Annotated in this window: 22 protein-coding genes and 1 other RNA gene; 13 read left to right on the plus strand and 10 right to left on the minus strand. The window is 66.6% G+C overall.

All coding sequences use genetic code 11. The annotated features are described in order from the left end of the window. Positions 1–51: 51 nt before the first annotated feature. The 6 genes from DZC73_RS28255 to DZC73_RS28280 all read left to right on the plus strand — a co-directional run bounded on the left by DZC73_RS28255 (position 52) and on the right by DZC73_RS28280 (position 5738). A complete protein-coding gene (locus DZC73_RS28255; RefSeq protein ID WP_124543742.1) occupies positions 52–1467 on the plus strand; it encodes an aspartate ammonia-lyase in 1416 nt (471 codons plus the stop codon). A 62-nt stretch (positions 1468–1529) separates the two neighbouring features. Further along, positions 1530–2453 carry an amino acid ABC transporter substrate-binding protein gene (locus DZC73_RS28260; RefSeq protein ID WP_124543743.1) on the plus strand — a complete coding sequence of 308 codons (924 nt, stop codon included), beginning with the start codon at positions 1530–1532 and terminating at the stop codon, positions 2451–2453. 114 nt (positions 2454–2567) lie between these two features. Beyond that, entirely contained in the window at positions 2568–3455 is an 888-nt protein-coding gene (locus DZC73_RS28265; RefSeq protein WP_124543744.1) for a transporter substrate-binding domain-containing protein, read from the plus strand. Between the two features lie 156 nt (positions 3456–3611). Beyond that, positions 3612–4322 carry an amino acid ABC transporter permease gene (locus DZC73_RS28270; RefSeq protein WP_235835322.1) on the plus strand — a complete coding sequence of 237 codons (711 nt, stop codon included), beginning with the start codon at positions 3612–3614 and terminating at the stop codon, positions 4320–4322. Continuing rightward, positions 4319–4990: an amino acid ABC transporter permease gene (locus DZC73_RS28275; RefSeq protein WP_124543745.1), complete on the plus strand. Its 672-nt coding sequence runs from the start codon at positions 4319–4321 to the stop codon at positions 4988–4990. The genes DZC73_RS28270 and DZC73_RS28275 overlap by 4 nt, the downstream gene beginning before the upstream one ends. 13 nt (positions 4991–5003) lie before the next feature. Next, complete coding sequence (locus tag DZC73_RS28280; RefSeq protein WP_124543746.1) at positions 5004–5738, plus strand: amino acid ABC transporter ATP-binding protein; 735 nt, start codon at positions 5004–5006, stop codon at positions 5736–5738. Between the two features lie 25 nt (positions 5739–5763). Here DZC73_RS28280 and DZC73_RS28285 read toward each other — a convergent pair whose 3' ends face one another. The 3 genes from DZC73_RS28285 to DZC73_RS28295 all read right to left on the minus strand — a co-directional run bounded on the left by DZC73_RS28285 (position 5764) and on the right by DZC73_RS28295 (position 7159). Next, entirely contained in the window at positions 5764–6150 is a 387-nt protein-coding gene (locus DZC73_RS28285; protein WP_124543747.1) for a VOC family protein, read from the minus strand. 113 nt (positions 6151–6263) lie between these two features. Then, positions 6264–6767, minus strand: a complete 504-nt coding sequence (locus DZC73_RS28290) for an SRPBCC family protein (protein WP_198415030.1) — start codon at positions 6765–6767, stop codon at positions 6264–6266. Then, on the minus strand, positions 6764–7159 hold the full coding sequence (locus DZC73_RS28295) for a nuclear transport factor 2 family protein (protein ID WP_124543748.1): 396 nt from the start codon (positions 7157–7159) through the stop codon (positions 6764–6766). The genes DZC73_RS28290 and DZC73_RS28295 overlap by 4 nt, the downstream gene beginning before the upstream one ends. An 85-nt stretch (positions 7160–7244) precedes the next feature. Between DZC73_RS28295 and pyrC the strand changes: the two genes are divergently transcribed. Next, complete coding sequence (pyrC, locus tag DZC73_RS28300; protein ID WP_124543829.1) at positions 7245–8288, plus strand: dihydroorotase; 1044 nt, start codon at positions 7245–7247, stop codon at positions 8286–8288. A 22-nt stretch (positions 8289–8310) separates the two neighbouring features. Further along, on the plus strand, positions 8311–9183 hold the full coding sequence (locus tag DZC73_RS28305; RefSeq protein WP_124543749.1) for a LysR family transcriptional regulator: 873 nt from the start codon (positions 8311–8313) through the stop codon (positions 9181–9183). A 6-nt stretch (positions 9184–9189) separates the two neighbouring features. On the opposite strand, the gene DZC73_RS28310 is transcribed toward DZC73_RS28305, so the two are convergent. Together DZC73_RS28310 and DZC73_RS28315 are read right to left on the minus strand one after the other, a co-directional pair. Next, entirely contained in the window at positions 9190–10074 is an 885-nt protein-coding gene (locus DZC73_RS28310; RefSeq protein ID WP_124543750.1) for an amino acid ABC transporter substrate-binding protein, read from the minus strand. A gap of 13 nt (positions 10075–10087) precedes the next feature. After that, positions 10088–11347, minus strand: a complete 1260-nt coding sequence (locus tag DZC73_RS28315) for an FAD-dependent oxidoreductase (RefSeq protein WP_161974790.1) — start codon at positions 11345–11347, stop codon at positions 10088–10090. Positions 11348–11558: 211 nt separating this feature from the next. Between DZC73_RS28315 and DZC73_RS28320 the strand changes: the two genes are divergently transcribed. Continuing rightward, complete coding sequence (locus DZC73_RS28320) at positions 11559–12467, plus strand: amino acid ABC transporter substrate-binding protein (protein ID WP_124543752.1); 909 nt, start codon at positions 11559–11561, stop codon at positions 12465–12467. Then, entirely contained in the window at positions 12467–13252 is a 786-nt protein-coding gene (gene cuyB / locus DZC73_RS28325) for a cysteate racemase (protein WP_124543753.1), read from the plus strand. Before DZC73_RS28320 ends, cuyB begins: the two co-directional genes overlap by 1 nt. Here cuyB and DZC73_RS28330 read toward each other — a convergent pair. Further along, complete coding sequence (locus DZC73_RS28330) at positions 13182–13454, minus strand: hypothetical protein (RefSeq protein ID WP_124543754.1); 273 nt, start codon at positions 13452–13454, stop codon at positions 13182–13184. The genes cuyB and DZC73_RS28330 overlap by 71 nt on opposite strands. A 127-nt stretch (positions 13455–13581) precedes the next feature. Then, positions 13582–14190, minus strand: coding sequence for a glutathione transferase GstA (gene gstA, locus DZC73_RS28335; protein ID WP_124543755.1), 609 nt, complete (start codon positions 14188–14190; stop codon positions 13582–13584). Between the two features lie 105 nt (positions 14191–14295). Here gstA and DZC73_RS28340 point away from each other — a divergent pair, with 105 nt between their 5' ends. Together DZC73_RS28340 and DZC73_RS28345 are read left to right on the plus strand one after the other, a co-directional pair. Further along, positions 14296–15219, plus strand: a complete 924-nt coding sequence (locus DZC73_RS28340) for a LysR family transcriptional regulator (RefSeq protein WP_124543756.1) — start codon at positions 14296–14298, stop codon at positions 15217–15219. After that, complete coding sequence (locus DZC73_RS28345) at positions 15216–15971, plus strand: DUF3025 domain-containing protein (protein ID WP_124543757.1); 756 nt, start codon at positions 15216–15218, stop codon at positions 15969–15971. The genes DZC73_RS28340 and DZC73_RS28345 overlap by 4 nt, the downstream gene beginning before the upstream one ends. Here the strand turns inward: DZC73_RS28345 and DZC73_RS28350 are convergent. The 3 genes from DZC73_RS28350 to DZC73_RS28360 are packed head-to-tail and all read right to left on the minus strand — an operon-like array spanning position 15958 to position 18908. Next, complete coding sequence (locus DZC73_RS28350; RefSeq protein ID WP_124543758.1) at positions 15958–16203, minus strand: hypothetical protein; 246 nt, start codon at positions 16201–16203, stop codon at positions 15958–15960. The genes DZC73_RS28345 and DZC73_RS28350 overlap by 14 nt on opposite strands. Before the next feature lie 10 nt (positions 16204–16213). Then, positions 16214–16516 carry a DUF1360 domain-containing protein gene (locus DZC73_RS28355; protein ID WP_124543759.1) on the minus strand — a complete coding sequence of 101 codons (303 nt, stop codon included), beginning with the start codon at positions 16514–16516 and terminating at the stop codon, positions 16214–16216. Between the two features lie 7 nt (positions 16517–16523). Beyond that, positions 16524–18908 (minus strand): hypothetical protein, encoded by a 2385-nt coding sequence (locus DZC73_RS28360; protein ID WP_124543760.1) that lies wholly within the window; start codon positions 18906–18908, stop codon positions 16524–16526. 163 nt (positions 18909–19071) lie between these two features. Here DZC73_RS28360 and rnpB point away from each other — a divergent pair. Continuing rightward, positions 19072–19400: RNase P RNA component class A (gene rnpB, locus DZC73_RS28365), an RNA gene on the plus strand. Positions 19401–19415: the final 15 nt, after the last annotated feature.

Below are 19415 nucleotides of genomic sequence, written 5' to 3' on the forward strand. Positions count from 1 at the left end.
GAATCAGCATTGGACCCCGCGAGAAGGGCAAACGTACAGTCCGCGTCCAATATGCAGCCCATCCAAGCCACCCGCTCCGAACACGACTTTCTTGGCGACAAGGACATCCCCGCCGAGGCCTACTGGGGCGTGCACACCGCCCGCGCGGTCGAGAACTTCCCCATCACCGGACAGGCCATCGGCGGCTGGTCCGACCTGGTCTGCGCGCTGGCTTTCGTCAAGCGCGCCTCGGCCCAGGCCAACCTCTCGTTCGGCGTGATCGACGCGCGGCTGGCAGAAGCCATCGAGCTGGCCTGCGATGACCTGGTGCGCGGCGAGCTGCACGAACAGTTCGTGGTGGACGTGATCCAGGGCGGTGCCGGCACCTCGACCAACATGAACGCCAACGAGGTGATCGCCAATCGCGCACTGGAGCGGCTGGGGTACGCCAAGGGCCGCTACGACGTGCTGCACCCCAACGACCACGTCAACGCCTCGCAGAGCACCAACGACGTCTACCCCACCGCGCTGCGGCTGGCGGCCTGGTTCGGCATCGGCCGGCTCATCGCCGCCATGGCCGACCTGCGTGGCGCCTTCGAGGCCAAGGCAGCGGAGTTCTCCAGCATCCTCAAGATCGGCCGCACCCAGCTGCAGGACGCCGTGCCCATGACGCTGGGCCAGGAGTTCATGGCCTTCGCCATCATGATCGGCGAGGACGAGCAACGCCTGCGCGAAGCCCGCGCACTCATCACCGAGGTGAACCTGGGCGCCACGGCCATCGGCACCGGCATCAATGCGCCGGCGGGCTATGCGGAAAAGGTCATCGGCCTCCTGGCCGGCATCTCCGGCGTGCCGGTGGTGAAGTCCGAGAACCTCGTGGAAGCCACGCAGGACACGGGCGCCTTCGTGCAGCTGTCGGGCGTGCTCAAGCGCGTGGCCTGCAAGCTGTCCAAGATCTGCAACGACCTGCGCCTGCTGTCTTCCGGACCGCAGGCGGGCTTCGGCGACATCAAGCTGCCCGCGCGGCAGGCGGGCTCGTCCATCATGCCGGGCAAGGTGAATCCGGTGATCCCCGAGGTGATGAACCAGGTGGCCTTCGAAGTCATCGGCAATGACGTCACCATCACCATGGCCAGCGAGGCGGGGCAATTGCAGCTCAATGCCTTCGAGCCCATCATGGGGTGGGCGCTGGCCAAGAGCGTGAAGCACCTGACCAATGCCTGCCGGACCTTGCAGGTGCATTGCGTGGAAGGCATTCAGGCGAATACCGAACTCCTGGCCCGCCGCGTGGCGGAGTCGGTGACGCTCGTGACCGCGCTGAACCCCATCATCGGTTATGAAAAGGCGGCGCTGATCGCCAAGACTGCACTCGCGACCGGCGGCACCATCGCAGCCACGGCCGAGAGCCTCGGAATCATGAGTCGTGCTGAAATGGAGGCGCTGCTCGTGCCCGAAACGCTGACCCACCCCGTGCGTCTGGTGGCATGAGCGTTGCATTGGATGCCTGTTGACCCAGGTCCTCTCACGCACACGTTCGGGAACACCCAATCATGAAGTCGTTGCCTCTCATCCGCCGGGCACTCGCGGCCACCGCCGCCCTTGCCGCCTTTTCAGCCGTCGCCGCCAACAAGGAAGCGGTGCCGGCCCCCAGCGGCCCCACGCTGGACCGCATCAAGCAAACGGGCAAGATCATCATCGCCCACCGCGAGTCGTCCGTGCCCTTGTCCTACGTGGACGCCAACAAGAAGCCCGTGGGCTACGCCGTGGACCTGTGCCTGAAGCTGGCCGATGCCGTCAAGAAGAAGCTGAACATGCCCAAGCTGGAGGTCTCGTACGTGATGGTGACCGGCGCCACGCGCATTCCCGTCATCGCCGAAGGCAAGGCCGACCTCGAATGCGGCTCGACCACCAACAACGCCGAGCGGCGGCAGAAGGTCGCCTTCACTGTGCCGCACTACATCACCGGCGCGCGCTACCTGGTGCGCGCCGACAGCAAGATCGACGACCTGCCCAACTTCGACGGCAAGAAACTCGTGTCCACCAAGGGCACCACGCCGCTGAAGGCGGTGAACGCGGCCAACAAGGAGCGGCTGATCGGCATCACCGTGCTGGAAGCGGCTGACCATGCCGCCGCGGTGGCGATGGTGGAAAACGGCGAGGCCGACGGCTTCGCGATGGACGATGTGCTGCTGTACGGCCTGCGGTCCGAACGCCCGGACCCGAACAAGCTCAAGGTGGTCGGCAAGTTCCTGACCATCGAGCCGCTGGCCATCATGCTCAGCAAGGACGACCCGGAGTTCAAGCGCATCATCGACGACGAGATGAAGCGGATGATCACCAGCCGCGAGGCCTACGCCATTTACGACAAGTGGTTCACGCAGCCGATCCCGCCGAAGAACGTGTCGTTGAACATGCCCATGAACTACCTCCTGAAGGACTTCTGGAAATACCCCACGGACCAAGTGCCGTACTGAAAGAAGCCCTCTTCTCCTGATCTTCCCTGATAGGTACGAATCTACGTGGTTTTGCGTAGATGCCCATCCATAGAATTTCGTTGTCTGCTCTTCCAACACACTGAAGGAGTCTCCATGAAGAAGACCATGCTCGCCCTGGCTGCCGTGATGGCGGTGGGTGTTGCGCACGCCGAGGACACGCTGAAGAAGATCAAGGACAGTGGCGCCATCACCATGGGCGTGCGCGAGTCCTCCGGCCTGTCCTACACCATCGGTGACGGGAAGTACGTCGGCTACCACATCGACGTCTGCACCAAGGTCGTCGCCGACCTGGAAAAGGCCGTCGGCAAGAAGATCGAGATCAAGTACCAGCCGGTCACTTCGCAGAACCGCATCCCGCTCGTTCAGAACGGCACCGTGGACCTCGAGTGCGGCTCGACCACCAACAACGCCACCCGCCAGAAGGACGTCGCCTTTGCCGTGACGACCTTCGTGGAGGAAGTGCGCATCGCCGTGAAGGCCAACTCCGGCATCACGGGCATCAACCAGCTCGCGGGCAAGACGGTGGCCACCACCACCGGCACCACGTCGGTGCAGACGCTGCGCAAGCATGAGCGCGCCACCGGCGTCGACTTCAAGGAGCTCTTCGGCAAGGACCACGCCGACAGCTTCCTGCTGCTCGAATCCGGCCGTGCCGATGCCTTCGTGATGGACGGTTCCATCCTGGCCAAGAACATCGCCTCGTCCAAGAACCCGAGCGACTTCAAGATCGTCGGCGAAGTGCTGTCGGTCGAGCCGATCGCCATCATGATGCGCAAGGACGACCCCGCCTTCAAGAAGGCGGTGGACGACAGCATCAAGAACCAGATCAAGACCGGCGACCTGGCCAAGACCTACGACAAGTGGTTCATGCAACCGATCCCGCCTGCGGGCGCGAAGATCGGCCTGCCGGTGAGCGAGGCCACCAAGGCGGCCTGGGCAAACCCCAACGACAAGCCGATGGAAGAGTACGCAAAGAAGTAAGTCGACAGCAATGGACCGGACGGTTAGGCTTGCGGCTCGCGCCTGCGGCCTGACAGGTCCGGCGAGCGCGGCGCCCGGTTGAACGGCGTCGCGCTTTTTTCTGGTGGCCGTGCCCGGAGGGGTCAAGGGCCGGTGCACCGAAAGTAGGAGGCGGATTTGGGTAGCAAATGGGACTGGCAGGTCTTCCTGCAGGACACGGGGGGAGGGCGGACCTACCTCGAATGGCTGATGTCAGCCTGGGGCTGGACGCTGTCGGTGGCGATCCTGTCGCTGGTGGTGGCGCTGGTGGTGGGCTCATTGATGGGCATCTTGCGCACCACGCCCAGCAAATGGCTGGTGTTCATCGGAACGGCGTGGACGGAGCTCTTCCGCAACATCCCGCTGCTGGTCCAGATCTTCCTCTGGTACCACGTGATTCCTTCAATCTTCCTGTCGCTGCGCGCGATCCCCAGCTTCGTGCTGGTGGTGTTCGCCCTCGGCTTCTTCACCTCGGCGCGGATTTCCGAGCAGGTCAAGGCCGGCATCCAGGCGCTGCCCAAGGGCCAGCGCTACGCGGGCCTGGCCATGGGCCTCACGCTGCCGCAGGTCTACCGCTTCGTGCTGCTGCCGATGGCGTTTCGCATCGTCATCCCGCCGCTCACGTCCGAGTCGATGAACATCATCAAGAACTCGTCGGTGGCGTTTGCGGTGAGCATCGCCGAGTTGACCATGTTCGCCATGCAGGCTCAGGAAGAAACCTCCCGCGGCATCGAGGTCTACCTCGCGGTGACGGGCCTGTATTTCATCTCCGCCTTCGCGATCAACCGCATTGCGCTGGTCATTGAGCAGCGCGTCCAGGTGCCCGGCATGATCGGAGGTGGCAAATGATTTCCGCCCTCGATTTCAGCTTCCTGAACTGGGGCGTCGTCGTCAGCTTCATCTCGAAGGGATTCTTCTTCTCGATCCAGCTGACGGTGATCGCCATGATCGGCGGCATCATCCTCGGTACGCTGCTCGCGCTGATGCGCCTGTCGGGCAAGCCCTGGCTGGTGATGCCAGCCGCGGCCTACGTGAACACGCTGCGCTCCATCCCGCTGGTGATGGTGATCCTGTGGTTCTTCCTGCTGATCCCGATGATCATCGGCCGGCCCATGGGCGCGGAGCTGTCGGCCCTCATCACCTTCACGGTGTTCGAGGCCGCCTACTACTCCGAGATCATGCGCGCGGGCATCCAGTCGGTGCCCAAGGGGCAGGTGTACGCCGGCTATGCGGTGGGCATGACCTACAAGCAGTGCATGCAGCTCGTGGTGCTGCCGCAGGCTTTCCGCAACATGCTGCCGGTGCTGCTCACGCAGACCATCATCCTGTTCCAGGACACCTCGCTGGTCTATGCCATTGGCGCCTACGACATGCTCAAGGGCTTCGAGATCGCCGGCAAGAACTTCAACCGGCCGGTGGAGACCTACCTCGTGGCGGCAGTCGTCTACTTCGTCATCTGCTTCAGCCTGTCGATGCTCGTGCGGCGGCTGCAAAAGAAAATCCAGATCATTCGCTAAGGCCTTGCAAACCATGATCGACATCAAGAACGTTTCCAAGTGGTATGGCACCTTCCAGGTGCTCACGGATTGCACGACCACGATCAAGAAGGGCGAGGTGGTGGTGGTGTGCGGGCCGTCCGGTTCGGGCAAGTCCACGCTCATCAAGACGGTGAACGCCCTGGAACCCTTCCAGAAGGGCGACATCGTGGTGGACGGCACGTCCATCTCCGACCCCAAGACCAACCTGCCCAAGCTGCGCAGCCGCGTGGGCATGGTGTTCCAGCACTTCGAGCTGTTCCCTCACCTGAGCGTGACGGAGAACCTCACGCTGGCGCAGATCAAGGTGCTGGGCCGCAATGCCGACGATGCCAAGACCCGCGGCCTGAAGATGCTCGACCGCGTGGGCCTGATGGCGCACAAGGACAAGTTCCCCGGCCAGCTCTCGGGCGGCCAGCAGCAGCGCGTGGCGATCGCCCGCGCACTGTCGATGGACCCGATCGTCATGCTGTTCGACGAGCCGACCTCGGCGCTGGATCCGGAGATGGTGGGCGAAGTGCTGGACGTGATGGTCCAGCTCGCCCACGAAGGCATGACCATGATGTGCGTGACCCACGAAATGGGCTTCGCCCGCAAGGTGAGCCACCGGGTCATCTTCATGGACCAGGGCAAGATCATCGAGGACTGCACCCGCGATGAGTTCTTCGGCAATCCCGATGCGCGCTCTCCTCGTGCCAAGGACTTCCTGTCCAAGATTCTCCAGCACTGAACGGGGCGCGATGGGCGCTCGGACGCTAGGCCAGGTCCTCGTGCAGGCAAAGGATGTTGCCTTCCGGGTCCTCGAACCACGCGGCCTTCTCCGAGCCCAGCACACACACATGGCCCTCGGTCTTGAGCCCCGGGAAGTCATAGTCTGCGAATACCACGCCGCGTGACTTCAGCGCCGAGATGGCGTTGGCGATGTCTGCCACCCGGAAACTGAGGGCCGTGTGCTGCGCCTTCGTTCCCTCAGGCTTGGGAAACAGCGCGATCTCGGTCCCGCCGCAGCGGTAGACGAACTTGCCATCCGGCTTGCCGCCCAAGGGCGTCAGGCCCAGCGAGTTCTCGTAGAAGTGGCGTGCACGGTCCATGTCCTTCACGGGCAGGATGCATGTCACTTCGGTGCTGGGGAATGCACTCATGCAGGAACCTCCTTGCAGCGCGCTGCGGGACGTTCCAGGGTTGTAGGCCGGAAGCGGGTCCGGCGCAAGAGCCGGACCCCAGGGTGGCAGCCCTTCGACGCAGGCGCTCGCCCTTACCTGGCATCCAGCAGCCGCACCCCCAGCTGCCGGGCCAATCCCTGCGCTCCCGCCTTCATCACCCCGTTGTGGTTCCACCGGAACACCGGCGCCAGCAAAGGCGCGGTCAGGCGCATCCATCGCGAGCCCAGGTCCACGCACCAGGTGTAGCGAACCCGGGTGGTCTGGCCGTCGGGCACCAGCTCCCAGGTTCCTGTCCCCTGCAACTGCCCCGTCGCGCGGCCTTGCATGCGTCGCGGACGCTGCATCTGCACCACCTTCACGTCGAACGCCACGCCATACGGCAGCCGGCTGCTCCACGCGATGTGTCGCACCGCGCCCATGCCGTCCGCGTCGCCCGGATCCAGCTCCTGCACCGATTTCACGTACGGCCACCACGACGGCCATTCCTCCGTGGCCTTCAGGGCGTCCCACACGCGCTCGATGGGCGCATCCAGGTGCCAGTCGCTGACGAGCTGGAACTGCGCGGCCTCGGCCGCAGGCATGGCGGCGGCGCTCACTTCGGGCCGGCCGCGCCGGAGGCGGCGGTGTCGTAGGTGCCGATGAAGCGACTCACCTGGCCGTCCCTCACGTTGAACACGTGCACCCAGTCGGTCTCGAACACGCCGCCGCCGGGCAGGGCCTGGGTGCGCTCCCAGCCGAGCACGGTGACGTGGTCGGGCCCGGCGAGGAACTCCCGCGGCTCGAAGGCCTGGATTCCGTCCAGCTCCGCCACGTGGCCGAACCAGGTGGCCACCGCCTGCTTGCCCCGGAAGGTGCCCATGTACGCCAAGCCGATGCTGCCGCGGTGGATCCACTCCACGTCATCGCTCAGCATGCCCAGCAGCGCGGGGATGTCGCCGCGTCCGAAGGCGCCGTACAAGGCCTGGATGATTTCGGTGGGGGTGCTCATGGTCGTCTCCTGCGGGTGTGAAGTGTTCCCGTGATGCGACCGGTATACGCCCGATGAGCCGGACCGGATGCACCCGGGTGAGAAAATCCGCGCCATGACGCAAACCCTCACCATCACCCGCCCCGACGACTGGCATCTTCACGTGCGCGACGGCGCCGCGATGCGCAGCGTGGTCCCCCACAGCGCCGCGCAGATGGGCCGGGCGCTCATCATGCCCAACCTCAAGCCGCCGGTGACCACCGCGACGCAGGCGGCCGACTACCGCCAGCGCATCCTGGACGCGGTGCCGCCGGGCATGGATTTCCAGCCGCTGATGTCGCTGTACCTCACCGACAAGCTGGCGCCCGAGGAGATCGTTCGCGCCAAGGCCGCAGGCGTCGTCGCCCTGAAGCTCTATCCGGCCGGCGCCACCACCAACAGCGATGCCGGCGTCACCGACATCCGCAAGACTTACAAGACGCTGGAGGCCATGCAGCGGGAGGGCTTGCTGCTGCTGGTGCACGGCGAAGTGACCGACCCGTCCATCGACATCTTCGACCGCGAGAAGGCCTTCATCGACACGCAGCTCATCCCGCTGCGCGCGGACTTCCCGGAGCTGAAGATCGTGGTCGAGCACATGACCACCAGGGATGCCGCCCAGTACGTGGCCGAAGCGGACAAGTTCACCGCCGCCACCATCACCGCGCACCACCTGCTCTACAACCGCAACGCCATCTTCACCGGCGGCATCCGTCCGCACTACTACTGCCTGCCGGTGCTCAAGCGCGAGGAGCACCGCGTCGCGCTGGTGAAGGCCGCCACCTCCGGCAGCGACAAGTTCTTCCTCGGCACCGACAGCGCCCCGCATGCCTCGCACCTGAAGGAGCATGCGACGGGGTGCGCCGGCTGCTACACCGCGCTCAGTGCGCTGGAGATGTATGCCGAGGCCTTCGACAACGCAGGCGCCCTTGACAAGCTCGAAGCCTTCGCCAGTCTCAACGGCCCGAAGTTCTATGGTTTGGCACCCAACCCCGGCAAGGTGACGCTGCGCAAGGAGTCGTGGACGCTGCCCGAATCCGTTCCCTTCGGCGAGGCCGAGCTCAAGCCCTTGCGCGGCGGCGAGACGCTGCCCTGGCGCGTCGTGGCCTGACCCCCGTCGAGCCACGCACGGCATGCGCATCCGCTACATCGAGATCTTCTACGCGGTGATGCAGTCTGGCACCGTGAAGGGCGCGGCGCAGATGCTGCACATCACGCAGCCTGCGGCCACCCGGCTGCTGCAACAGGCCGAAGCGCACGTGGGCGTGCCGCTGTTCCAGCGCCTGCGCGGCCGGCTCGTGCCCACGGCGGAAGCTCACCAGCTCTTCCCCGAGGTCGAGCAGCTGTACCTCAAGCTCGACACCGTGCGCCGCATGGCGGCCAACCTGGGGCAGGACTCCGACTCGCTGCTGCGCGTGCTGTGCGTGCCCGGCCTCGCGCTCGAAGCGCTGCCCGGCGCGCTGCAGCGCTGGAGCCGCAAGCACGCGAAGGCGCGCCTGTCCCTGCGCACCCTGCATTCGCGGCAGATCGCCGACAGCCTGGCGCTGCGCGAAGCCGAAGTGGGCTTTGCCTTCGAGCCTTCCGCGCATCCCGCCTTGCTCAACCAGGCGATCGGGCATGGCCGCATCGTGTGCGTCGGCGCGGACCTCAAGGGCAGCGAAGTGCCGCTGGACGCACTGGCCAAGCATCCGCTGGTGGACCTCGACCCCGCCGATCCGCTGGGCCGCCTGCTGCATTCCGCCTTCATGGCGCACGGCATCGAGCCGAAGTCGCGCATCCTCGCGCACAGCTACCACGCGGCCGTCGAGCTCGCGGCGCACGGCTTTGGCTGGGCGGTGCTGGACAACGTCACGGCCGACTACGCCAGCCGCCATCCGCAGCTGAAGGTGCTGCCGCTGGTGCCCGAGATTCCCGTGACCGTGTATGCGCTGCGCCCACGCGACCTGCCCGCCAGCGCCGCGGTGGACGACCTGATCGCGCAGATGCAGAAGGTGCTGCAGCGCTGAGGCGGCTCAGTTCGGCACGAAGTCCGTCGGGTACTTCAACGAGTCCGACAGCAGATGCGGCATGCGCATGTCCAGGTTGATGCCCTTGGGCGGGATCGGCTGCGTGAACCAGCGCCGGTACATCTGCTGCAGTTCTCCGCTGGCGATCAGCCGGCGCATCTCGGTGTCGATGAGCTTCTTCAGCGCTGCGTCGCCTCGCGCGAAGGCGATGGCATAGGGCTCGATGGTCATCGGCTTGCCGATGACCTTGAGCGCCGACGGATCCGTTGCGCTGGCCCGCAGGCCGTACAGCAGCACGTCGTCCATCGCGAACCCATCGACCTGGCCGGACTGCACCCAGGCCACGCCCTCGGCATGGTCGCGCGACGGCACGATCTTCAGCTTCACGCCCTTGAGGTCTGCCTCGCGCGCCAGCGACTGGATGTTGGTGGTGCCGCTGGTCGATGCGACGGTGCGGCCTTCGAGGTCCTCGATGCGCTCCCAGGACCGCGAGGACAGCACCATCAGCCGCGATGCGGCGATGAAATGCGGGATGGTGAAGGCCACGCGCTCACGCCGTGCGGCAGTGTTGGTGGTCGAGCCGCATTCCATGTCGGCCTCGCCGCGTTCGAGCACCTCGAAGCGCGTGGACGAGGTGACGGGCTTGTACTCGATGCGCCAGGCCTTCAGCGCCAGCTGCTTCGCGATGGCTTCCGACAGCTTCAGGCACACGTCCACGCTGTAGCCCACGGCCTGCCCCTGTGACAGGTACGACAGCGGAATGGACGCCTCCCGGTGTGCGATGACGATCACGCCGCGCTGGCGGATGCGCTCCAGCGTGTCTGCCGATGCCGATGAGGCGGCGGCCAGTGCGAACGCGAGGGCCGCATGGCGAAAGAGGAACCCGGGCATGTCGTGTCTCCGGCTACGGGCCTGGACGCAGGCCCTGGTCGATGAGGCTGCAAAGCCGGGCCGCGGCGCCGAAGGACAGCGTCTGCCCCAGCGCGCCGTGGCCGGCGTTGATGAACACGTTGGGCCACGCGCGCGCGGCGCCGATCACCGGCAGCCCCGTGGGCGTGGCGGGGCGCAGGCCGGCCCAGGGGTGGATGTCGGCCGGGCGGTCGATCACGCCGAAGCAGTGGTGCGTGGCATCCAGCAACTGCTCGATGCGGCCGGCATCGATGCGCAGGTCATGCCCTACCAGCTCGGCCATGCCGGCCACGCGGAGTCGCCGGTCCGCCCCGTCGCCCAGCGGTGCGAACACGACCTTGCGGGCGCTGTCGGTGATGCTGTGGGTCGGGCAATGCGCAAGCGATGCAGCCGGCAACTCGATGCTGTAGCCCTTGAGCGGAGCAACCGGCAGGTGAGTGTCCAGCGGGCGCAGCAGCGCCGGTGCATTCACGCCGTTGGCAACGACGAAGCCATCGGCGCCGAGGTGCGAAGCCAGGCCGTCCGCATCCTCGGCCAGCAGGGCCACGGCGCGCGTGCGGGTTGTCTTCCATCGCAGCGCGCGTGTTCGCCAGCGGGCCTCGAAACGAGGATGGCCCCGCACGTCGTGCAGGAGCTGCCGGCAGACCATCGCGCAATCCGCCACCTCCTCGCCGGGCGTGAGCACGCCGCCGGCGAGCGGCGCGCGGTCCGCGCGCAAGGCGGGTTCGATGTCCACGCATTGCGATGCATCGCACAGCTGCTGGGGCGGCCCCCAGGCGGCCTGCGCTGCCAGTTGCCGCTGCGCGGCCTCCCAAGAACGCGCGTCGCGGTAGAGCACGAGCTTGCCGTTGCGCTGGAAGTGGATCTGCGCATCGGCATGGCGCGAGCGCCACTGCGTGAACTGCTGCTGGCTGGTCCGCGCGAGTTCGAGCAGGCCGCGCGTCGTCGCCATGGCCTGGCGGCTGTTGCAGGCCCACAGGAAGCGCAGGCACCACCGCCAGATGGCCGGCGACAGGCCGGGCCGAAACCGCAGCGGCGACTGCCGGTCGAGCAGCAGCGACGGCAGCGAGCGCAGGGTGTCCGCGGATGCGAGCGGCGCGACGAAGGCATAGCTCATCTGCGCGCCGTTGCGATGGCTGGTGCCCGATGCCGGCCCGCTGGCACTGTCGATCAGCGTGACGTGGTGGCCGGCCTCCAGCAGCGCATGCGCGCTGGTCAACCCGATGATGCCTGCCCCGACCACGACGATGTGCATGACGCTTGTGACCCCCGAAACCGATGGAGTCATTCTGGGAAGCGGCGTGCATCCGGTCGATTGCCGAACTCGACATGGGGCATGCCCTGCTTGCATGCGATGCCCTCAGGGCATACATCGTGGCGTCTTTGACAATTTCCCTCGCCGCCAAGTCTGCCTAGACTTCGCCACGTTCAATCCATGGTCTTCTCCCTCTGAAAGGAAGCCGTTCATGACACAGCACGCGCACACCTCTGCATCCCTCGTCCTTGCTGCCGCGCTGTGCGCGGGCTTCGTCCCTGCCGCGCTGGCGCAGGGGACGGCGCCCACGCTGGCCAAGGTGGCCGAGACCGGCAGCATCACTGTCAGCTACCGCGAATCCTCGGTGCCCTTCAGCTACCTCGACGGCACCAAGCCCGTGGGCTTCGCGGTGGACCTGTGCTCGCACATCGTCGACGTGGTGAAGACCAGGCTCAAGAAGCCCGACCTCAAGGTGCAGATGCAGGCCGTGACCTCTGCCAACCGCATCCCGCTGGTAATGAACGGCACCGTGGACCTGGAGTGCGGCTCCACCACCAACAACTCCGTGCGCCGCGAGCAGGTGGAGTTCACCATCAACCACTTCTACACCGGCACGCGGCTGCTGACGAAGAAGACCTCGGGCATCAAGAACTGGGCGGACCTCAAGGGCAAGAAGGTGTCCACCACCACGGGCACCACCAACTTCCAGGTGCTGCGCAAGTACAACGTGGACAACAAGCTCGACCTGGACGTGCTGCCGGGCAAGGACCACGCCGACTCCGCGCTGCTGGTGGAGTCCGACCGCGCGGTGGCCTTCGCGATGGATGACATCCTGCTGTACGGCCTGGCCGCCAACGCGAAGAACCCCGCGGAATGGACGGTGGTGGGTGACGCGCTGCAGGTCGAGCCGTACGCCATCATGCTGCGCAAGAACGATCCGGAGTTCAAGAAGGTGGTGGACGACGCGATGGTCGCGATGATGAAGTCGGGCGAGTTCGAGCGCCTGTACAAGAAGTGGTTCCTGTCGCCCATCCCTCCGCGCGGCACGAACCTGAACGTGCCCATGAGCGACGCCCTGCGCCAGAACGTGAGCAGCCCCAACGACAAGCCGGCGCTTTGATGGACGGCGCCGTGGTGGGTGTGCTGGGTGGCATGGGGCCGGCAGCGACGGTGGACTTCTTCGCCAAGCTGGTCGCCGGCACGCCCGCCTCGCGCGACCAGGACCACCTGCCCGTGCTGGTGCACTCGGTGCCGCAGATCCCGGACCGCAGCGACTCGTTCCTGCATGGCGCGCCGTCGCCCGAGCCCCTGCTCGTGGCCTTCGCCAGGCGATTGCAGGCCAGCGGCGCGGCGGTCATCGTGATGCCGTGCAACACCGCGCACCTGTGGCACCAGGCGGTGGCGTCGGCGGTGGATGTGCCGGTGCTGCACATCGTCGATCCGGTCATCGAAGCCCTGAAGCATTTCATGGGCGGCCGGCAGGCCTTGCGGGTGGGACTGCTCGGTACCACGGCGACAGTCGAATCGGGTCTGTACCCGTCACGCAGCGAATCGCAAGGCGTGCCGGGCCTGCAATGGATGGTGCCCACGTTCGACGAGCAGCGTGATCTCGTGGCCCGCGGCATCGCGGCCGTGAAGGCCGGGGATGCCGACCAGGGCCGCGTGCTGCTGCGTGCCGCGGCCAGTGCCCTGGTGGCGCGTGGCGCGCAGGCGGTGGTGCAGGCCTGCACCGAGATCCCGCTGGTGCTGGGCCACGAGGCCTTGCCCGTGCCCGCCTTCGACGCCACGCAACTGCTGGCCGACGCCACCGTCGCGTGGGCCTTGCGTCATCGCCTCAGCGCGACGGTGCACTCGCACCCGGAGGCGGAGGCATGTTCGCCGGCCGGGCGGCCAGCACGCCATTGATCGTCTCGCAGGTGCCGGTCACCGTCTCGCCACGGCGGCCGGTGAAACTCACGCTGGCGCCGGCCGTCTTGCCCTTGCAGGCGGCGATGGCCTCGGGCGGCGGGCCGCGGTGGTGCGGAGGCGGCGGTTCGTCGCCGGCGCGGGCCAGTGACGAGACCAGTGCGACGGCCCCGAGGGCCAGCAGGCGGAGGTGAAGGGTCATGATGGTGTTCATTCGAAACGCAGGTTGATCTGCGCCTCGAATGCTCCAGGCCCCGGGTGTCCGCCGTTTGTCCGGTCTTTGTCAGGGCCGACACATCGCCAGATCCCCGCCCATGGCTGTCCGCGCTTCAGCTGATGAGACCTTCGGCGCGCATTGCCGCCTGCACCGCGGGGCGCTCGCTCGTCTGCTTGAGCGCGCGCTGCAGGTGCCTCAGATCGGCGATGTCCAGGTTCACGAACTTCGACCAGCCGGCGATGGCGAAGAGGTAGGCATCGGCCACCGTGAACGCATCGCCCGTGAGGTGCTGGAAGTCGCTCAGGCGCGAGTCGATCCATTCGAACTTCTTGCGCAGCGCGGCGGAGAAGACGGCCTTGCCCGCGGCATCCATCGCCGGGTTGAACAGCGGCGAGAAGGACTTGTGCATTTCCGAGGTGAGGAAGTTCTGCCACTCCATCACGCGGTAGCGCGCCAGCGTGCCGGCGGCGGGCAGCAGCGTGGTGCTGCCGGCCTGATCGGCCACGTACTGGCAGATGACCGGGCCTTCGGACAGCACCTGGCCGTCGTCCAGTTGCAGCAGCGGCACCTGGCCCTTGGTGGTGATGCCGTAGAAGTCGGTGCCCGCGGCGGTGGTGTGTTTGGCGAGGTCCACCTTCTCCAGCGTGAAGGGCAGGCCGGCTTCGCGCAGCACGATGTGCGGGGCGAGCGAACAGGCGCCGGGGGAGAAATAGAGCTTCATGCGAGACCTTTCGAGGGGGTGTGAATCGATGCTGCGAATCCTATTCATCACACCAGCCTGCACAAATATGGAATCATTCACTTGATAACTTACATGGCGTAAACAATGGCACGTGACTTCGATGACCTGATGCTGGGCAGCATCGAGCTGTTCTGCCTGTGTGCCGAGAAGCAGGGCTTCACCGCGGCGGCCCATGCGGCGGGACTCACGCCGGCGGCGGTGAGCCGTTCGGTGTCGCGGCTGGAAGGCCGGCTGGGCGTGAAGCTGTTTACCCGCACCACGCGGCAGGTGCGGCTCACCGAAGGCGGGCGGGCCTACTTCGAGAAATGCCGGCAGGCGCTGGGCCAACTGGTGGAGGCCGAGCGCGAGGTGACCGGGCAGCAGGTCGTGCCCTCGGGCACCTTGCGCATCAGCGTGCCCACTTCCTACGGGCATCTGCGCGTGCTGCCGCTGCTGCCGGACTTCCATGTGCAGTACCCCGAGGTCAAGGTCGAGGTGCAGGTGGCCAACCGCAACGTGGACTTCACCTCCGAGAATTTCGACCTCGCCATCCGAGCCCGCGTGCTGCCCGATTCCGGGCTGGTGGCGCGCCTGCTGGAAGAGAGCGAGCTAGTGGTCGTGGCCACGCCGGGCTACCTGCGCAAGCGCGGCACACCCAGGCGCATCGCCGACCTGGCCCAGCACGACTGCATCCAGTTCGTGCTGCCCAGCAGCGGCCTGCCCATGCAATGGCTGCTGATCGAGGATGGTCAACCGCAGGAGGTGGCGACCACCGGCACCTTCACCTGTTCGGACGATGTGCTGGGCGGCGTCACCTTGTGCCGCCACGGCGCAGGTCTTCTGCAGACCTTCCGCTACGCCGTGCAGCGCGACCTGGAAGAGGGGCGGCTCAAGGAGGTGCTGAAGACCCATGCTGGCGGCACCAGGCCTTTCTCGGTTGTGTACCCCGGCCACCGGCACATGCCGCTGCGGGTGCGGGTGTTCATCGACTTCCTCGTGGCTCGGCTGTCGAAGAAGAGGCGGGCATGAGTTTCTGGCGCGAGATCGATTGGGGGCGGCCGTGGCTGGCGCCTTATCGCGGCCATGGTGAAGCGGTGTGCGCTGCACTGGAGCGTGGATGCAGCGTGGCCGAAGCGCTCAATGGCTGTGCTCCCGTGGCTGTGCTGTGGGCGGGCCGGTTGCGCTTCGTCGCCCAGCATGAGCTGCCCGAAGGCGAGGCCTATGAAGCCTTCATCCACCGCACGGCTTGTGTGCCGACGCGGGACAACCTGCACGACCTCTTCAACGGGCTGGTGTGGTTGAGCTTTCCGCGCATCAAGCAGCGCTTGAACGAATTGCAGGCGGCGGAGATCGCGAAGACAGGCGTGCAGGCCTGGCGCGGCAGCCTGCGCGATGCGCTGACGCTGTTCGATGAGAACGCCGCGCTGTGGCGGGCAAGCGATGAGCTGCGCGAGGCCTTGCGCCTGCGCGACTGGCCGTCGCTGTTCGTGCGTCGGCGTGAGGCTTGGGCGTCTGCGAGCCTCATCCTGTTCGGCCATGCCTTGCTGGAAAAGCTCGTGCATCCGCGGGCTGCGATCACGGCCCACGTGTGGGCCATGCCGCCTGGCACGACGGACGATGAATTCATCGACGCATCGCTGAACGAAGCGAGCCTTCGCGCCAAGCCGTGGCTGCCCATGCCGGTGCTGGGCGTGCCCGGGTGGTGGGCGGCCAATGAGGATGCAGGCTTCTACGACGATGCCAGCGTGTTCCGTCCCGACAGGACATTCAGTCCGCCTTGACGAAGAACCGCGACCCCAGCAGCGCCTGCGCGTCGCCCGCTTCCACATGCTGCTGCGCGTTCTCGCCATCGAACCGATACATCCGCCCCGTGTTCACCCCGCGGATCGTCACCGGCGTCTGCGCCCGGTAGCGCACCAGCACCCGGGCCATCGTGCGGTCGGGCACCTCGCCCGGACGCGATGCCGCCGTCGCCTGGCGCAGCGTGGCGCGTCCTTGTCCACAACATCCCATGCTCATCTCCTCATTCGTGATGCGAAGCCCTGGTGCTTGCACGCTCGATCAGGCAGGCTGCGCCCGACAGCGCCAGCCACGACAGCAGCCAGCCCGCCACGTCCTGCGCCAGCAGCAGGGCCAGCGGCCCCGCCACCCAGAACGACAGGCAGTAGAAGCAGTCCATCGCGCGGCCCGCCAGGCTGTCGCCCAGCAGCCGCCGCACGCGCAGCACGACCTCGCCCGGTCCGTCCTCGCTGGCCAGCAGGTGCGTGATGCGCCAGCAGGCCAGCGAGCCGAGGACGAAGCGCGTCCACCAGCCGAGTTCGTCCATCGCGTGGTCACAGCGGCTCGGGGCCGTTGATGATCTTGATCGGGAACAGCACGAGGCCCGAGTCGTGGTTCGTGGCCTCGTTGACGACCGTCTTGTCGTTCACCTGCAGGATCACGTTGTAGACGCAGGCCTGCCCCGGCGCGAGCAACTGGTCGGGCGGCAACCCCATCGGGTTGGTGGCCGCATCCACCGACTGCAGGTTCCAGTTGGCCAGCGTGTCCACCGCCAGCGGCAGCGGGCGTGCGGGCACCGGCGAGGTCGAGCTGATGAGCAGGGCCGGCGTGGCGGCGCTCTGCTTGAGGAACTCCACGCTGTACTGGTCGAAGTTGTCGCTGGTGGGCGTGACGGTGTCGGTGGGGTCGATGTACTGGTCCCAGGCGAAGCCGCGGATCTGCACCGTCTTGAAGATGCCCTCGTGCGTCTGCGTGTACAGGTCCGCGCAGGGCGCCTGGCCGCCGATGCCGGTGATGGCCGCCTTGATCGGCTCGTTGTCCACCCACACGCGCTGGATGTCGTAGTAGGTGTTGCCACTGGTGTCCACCACCTGCATGAGGAAGCTGAACTTGCCCGTGCCGCCTTCAAGCACAGGGTTCATCTTCGGCAGCACGTTGCTGTTGAACGAGCTGGGCGCGAGCGAGGGCACGTTGGTGCAGAAGCACAGCAGCGTGGAGTCGATGTGCACGCAGATGCATTCCGAGCGTGTGCTCCATTCGTTGGTCAGCACATCAGGTTCAGGGTCACCATCGAGCACGTTGTAGCTGCGCACCTGGTCGGCCGTGAAATTGATGGGCGGGCCCGAGGGCTGCGCAATCACCTGCGGCGCGAAGGCGATGTGCCGGACCAGCGTCCAGTCCACCCCCGGCACGATGCTCGTGAAGGGCGCGGGCTGCGGCATGCTGAAGGTCGGGTCGGGAATGGCCCACAGCGTGTATTCCTTGATCTTCTCTCCCGTGCAGCCGTACACGTTGGCCGCGCCGCGCACGTGCAGGGCACCGCCCACCGTGGCTTCCAGCGAGGCCGCGCTGTTGGCCACGCGCAGCGGCTCGGCCGGGTTGGTGAAGTCCACCGACCAGGGCGTGGACACGCGCTTGATGTAGACCTCGTTCACCGACAGCGAGAACGTGGTGGTGCAAGGCGGCTGAACCTGCGTGCCGGTGGTGGAGAACACCCGCAGCGTCACGCTGAAGGTGGTGGAGGTGAGCAGCTCGATGCCCGCATCCACCGCGCACTTGCGCGTGTCGATCCAGCCCAGGGTACCGGCCGAGACCACGAAGTTGCCCTGCACCGCGGCCACGTCCGGCGCGCCCACGTTGTTCGGGTAGACCACCACGCCGCTCAGCAGGTTGTTGCCCGGGTCGCGCACCTCGATGAGATAGCGCGAGAAGTCCAGGCCTTCGGCATCGCCCTTCACGGGCTCGAGGATGCGGCCCGGCAGGATGTCCGTCTCGCCGGCGATGCAGCCCGTGGGCGCCGTGAGCGCGCAGTGCAGCGGCCGCACGCAGCGGCGCAGGCAGGCGCGGTACGAGCGCAGGCAGCGCAGCACGTCGCGCAGGTTGCGGGCGCGCGCCAGGCAGCAGCCGAAGCGGATGGCGCACAGGCACCAGCAGCGGCAGAACCAGAAGAGCGGCTCCACCCGGTACTTGGCGATCAGCTCGCGGCCCATCAGTGCCGCGGCCGTGTCCGTGCTCAGCAGCCGTTCGAGGATCTGCACCGAGGCGTCCTGGCCTTCGAAGCAGTCCACGCGTCCGCTGAGGATGTCGTCAGGCACGCCACCCGGGAATTCGACGTTGGCGAGCTGGTCGTCCAGGTAGGGCTTGTAGGCCTTGGCCAAAGCCTGCACGAGCACGGTGAAGTCCGCACGTTCGGCCACCGTGGGCGGGTTGGCGACGGGCGCCCCCAGCACCTCGCGCACGCAGCGCCAGTAGCGGTACAGGTAGTAGCTGGAGCCCGCGAAGGTGCGCGGCCCGCGGCACAGCAGCCAGCCGAAGATGATGCAGCAGCGCAGGTGCAGCAGGCACCAGCGCCAGCGCTCGTTGGGGCCCAGCACTTCGCGGATGGCCGAGGGCAGCACGCGGGTGGCGACCTCTTCGCTCGTGAAGCGCTCGAACAGCGCCATGGCCTGCGCGAACTCGTCTTCGCAGCTGGGGGCGGTGTCCAGCGCTTCCTTGATGAGCGCGTCGGGCGACTCGGTGCGCTTGAGGTCGGCTTCGAGCACCGGCTTGTACGCGGCGAGCAGCTCGCCCAGCACGAAGCGGAAGTCGTCGTCGATGGGTTCGGCCGCATCGTCGCCGGGTGTGCTGAAGACGGCGAGCGCAGCTTGTTCGTCGCGGGCGCGGCGCATCTCTTCGGGCATGGGTTGCCCAGCGCCGGTGGGGCGCTTGTTCGTTGCCATGTTTTCTCTCCCTGAGCGTGAATGGATGCGTCGCGACCGCGTTGCAAAGGTAGGCGACGGGACAGAGATGTCACATCCCTAGAGGGCGTGCAGCGGGCCCCTATGTCCGCTGTCCGGTTCCGCGCGTGAATCCCGTAAGGCCACGCCCTACAATCCGCCCCGTGAAGCGAGCCAGACCGCCGCTGGTGCATGTCCCGAAAGGGCGCACTGGAGGAAGGTCCGGACTGCGCAGGGCGGCGTAGCAGCCAACGGCTGTCCACCGCAAGGTGAGGATCAGAGCAACAGAGACGAGCCGATTCAGTTCGGGTGAAACGGGCAATCTCTACGCGCAGCAATACCAAGTAGGCACACGTTGACCTGGCCCGGGGAGTGTGCGGGTAGGTAGCACCGAGCCATCGCAGCGATGCATGGCCCAGAGGAATGGCGGTCACGCCCTCGGCCCCGCAAGGGATCGAGGGCGCACAGAATCCGGCCTATCGGCTCGCTTCACATTTTTCGGCCCCCCAG

The organism is Rhizobacter terrae, from assembly GCF_003852895.1.
GTDB lineage: Bacteria > Pseudomonadota > Gammaproteobacteria > Burkholderiales > Burkholderiaceae_C > Albitalea > Albitalea terrae.

Excerpts from the sequence above, each read along its gene's own strand:
- DZC73_RS28350 (WP_124543758.1), bottom strand. The coding sequence starts at position 16,203 with ATGGGATGTTGTGGACAAGGACGCGCCACGCTGCGCCAGGCGACGGCG.
- DZC73_RS28330 (WP_124543754.1), bottom strand. The coding sequence starts at position 13,454 with ATGACCCTTCACCTCCGCCTGCTGGCCCTCGGGGCCGTCGCACTGGTC.
- DZC73_RS28280 (WP_124543746.1), top strand. The coding sequence starts at position 5,004 with ATGATCGACATCAAGAACGTTTCCAAGTGGTATGGCACCTTCCAGGTG.
- DZC73_RS28275 (WP_124543745.1), top strand. The coding sequence starts at position 4,319 with ATGATTTCCGCCCTCGATTTCAGCTTCCTGAACTGGGGCGTCGTCGTC.
- DZC73_RS28355 (WP_124543759.1), bottom strand. The coding sequence starts at position 16,516 with ATGGACGAACTCGGCTGGTGGACGCGCTTCGTCCTCGGCTCGCTGGCC.
- DZC73_RS28265 (WP_124543744.1), top strand. The coding sequence starts at position 2,568 with ATGAAGAAGACCATGCTCGCCCTGGCTGCCGTGATGGCGGTGGGTGTT.
- DZC73_RS28295 (WP_124543748.1), bottom strand. The coding sequence starts at position 7,159 with ATGAGCACCCCCACCGAAATCATCCAGGCCTTGTACGGCGCCTTCGGA.
- cuyB (WP_124543753.1), top strand. The coding sequence starts at position 12,467 with ATGGACGGCGCCGTGGTGGGTGTGCTGGGTGGCATGGGGCCGGCAGCG.
- DZC73_RS28345 (WP_124543757.1), top strand. The coding sequence starts at position 15,216 with ATGAGTTTCTGGCGCGAGATCGATTGGGGGCGGCCGTGGCTGGCGCCT.
- DZC73_RS28320 (WP_124543752.1), top strand. The coding sequence starts at position 11,559 with ATGACACAGCACGCGCACACCTCTGCATCCCTCGTCCTTGCTGCCGCG.
- DZC73_RS28285 (WP_124543747.1), bottom strand. The coding sequence starts at position 6,150 with ATGAGTGCATTCCCCAGCACCGAAGTGACATGCATCCTGCCCGTGAAG.
- DZC73_RS28315 (WP_161974790.1), bottom strand. The coding sequence starts at position 11,347 with ATGCACATCGTCGTGGTCGGGGCAGGCATCATCGGGTTGACCAGCGCG.
- DZC73_RS28360 (WP_124543760.1), bottom strand. The coding sequence starts at position 18,908 with ATGGCAACGAACAAGCGCCCCACCGGCGCTGGGCAACCCATGCCCGAA.
- DZC73_RS28260 (WP_124543743.1), top strand. The coding sequence starts at position 1,530 with ATGAAGTCGTTGCCTCTCATCCGCCGGGCACTCGCGGCCACCGCCGCC.
- DZC73_RS28310 (WP_124543750.1), bottom strand. The coding sequence starts at position 10,074 with ATGCCCGGGTTCCTCTTTCGCCATGCGGCCCTCGCGTTCGCACTGGCC.
- gstA (WP_124543755.1), bottom strand. The coding sequence starts at position 14,190 with ATGAAGCTCTATTTCTCCCCCGGCGCCTGTTCGCTCGCCCCGCACATC.
- DZC73_RS28340 (WP_124543756.1), top strand. The coding sequence starts at position 14,296 with ATGGCACGTGACTTCGATGACCTGATGCTGGGCAGCATCGAGCTGTTC.
- DZC73_RS28305 (WP_124543749.1), top strand. The coding sequence starts at position 8,311 with ATGCGCATCCGCTACATCGAGATCTTCTACGCGGTGATGCAGTCTGGC.
- DZC73_RS28255 (WP_124543742.1), top strand. The coding sequence starts at position 52 with ATGCAGCCCATCCAAGCCACCCGCTCCGAACACGACTTTCTTGGCGAC.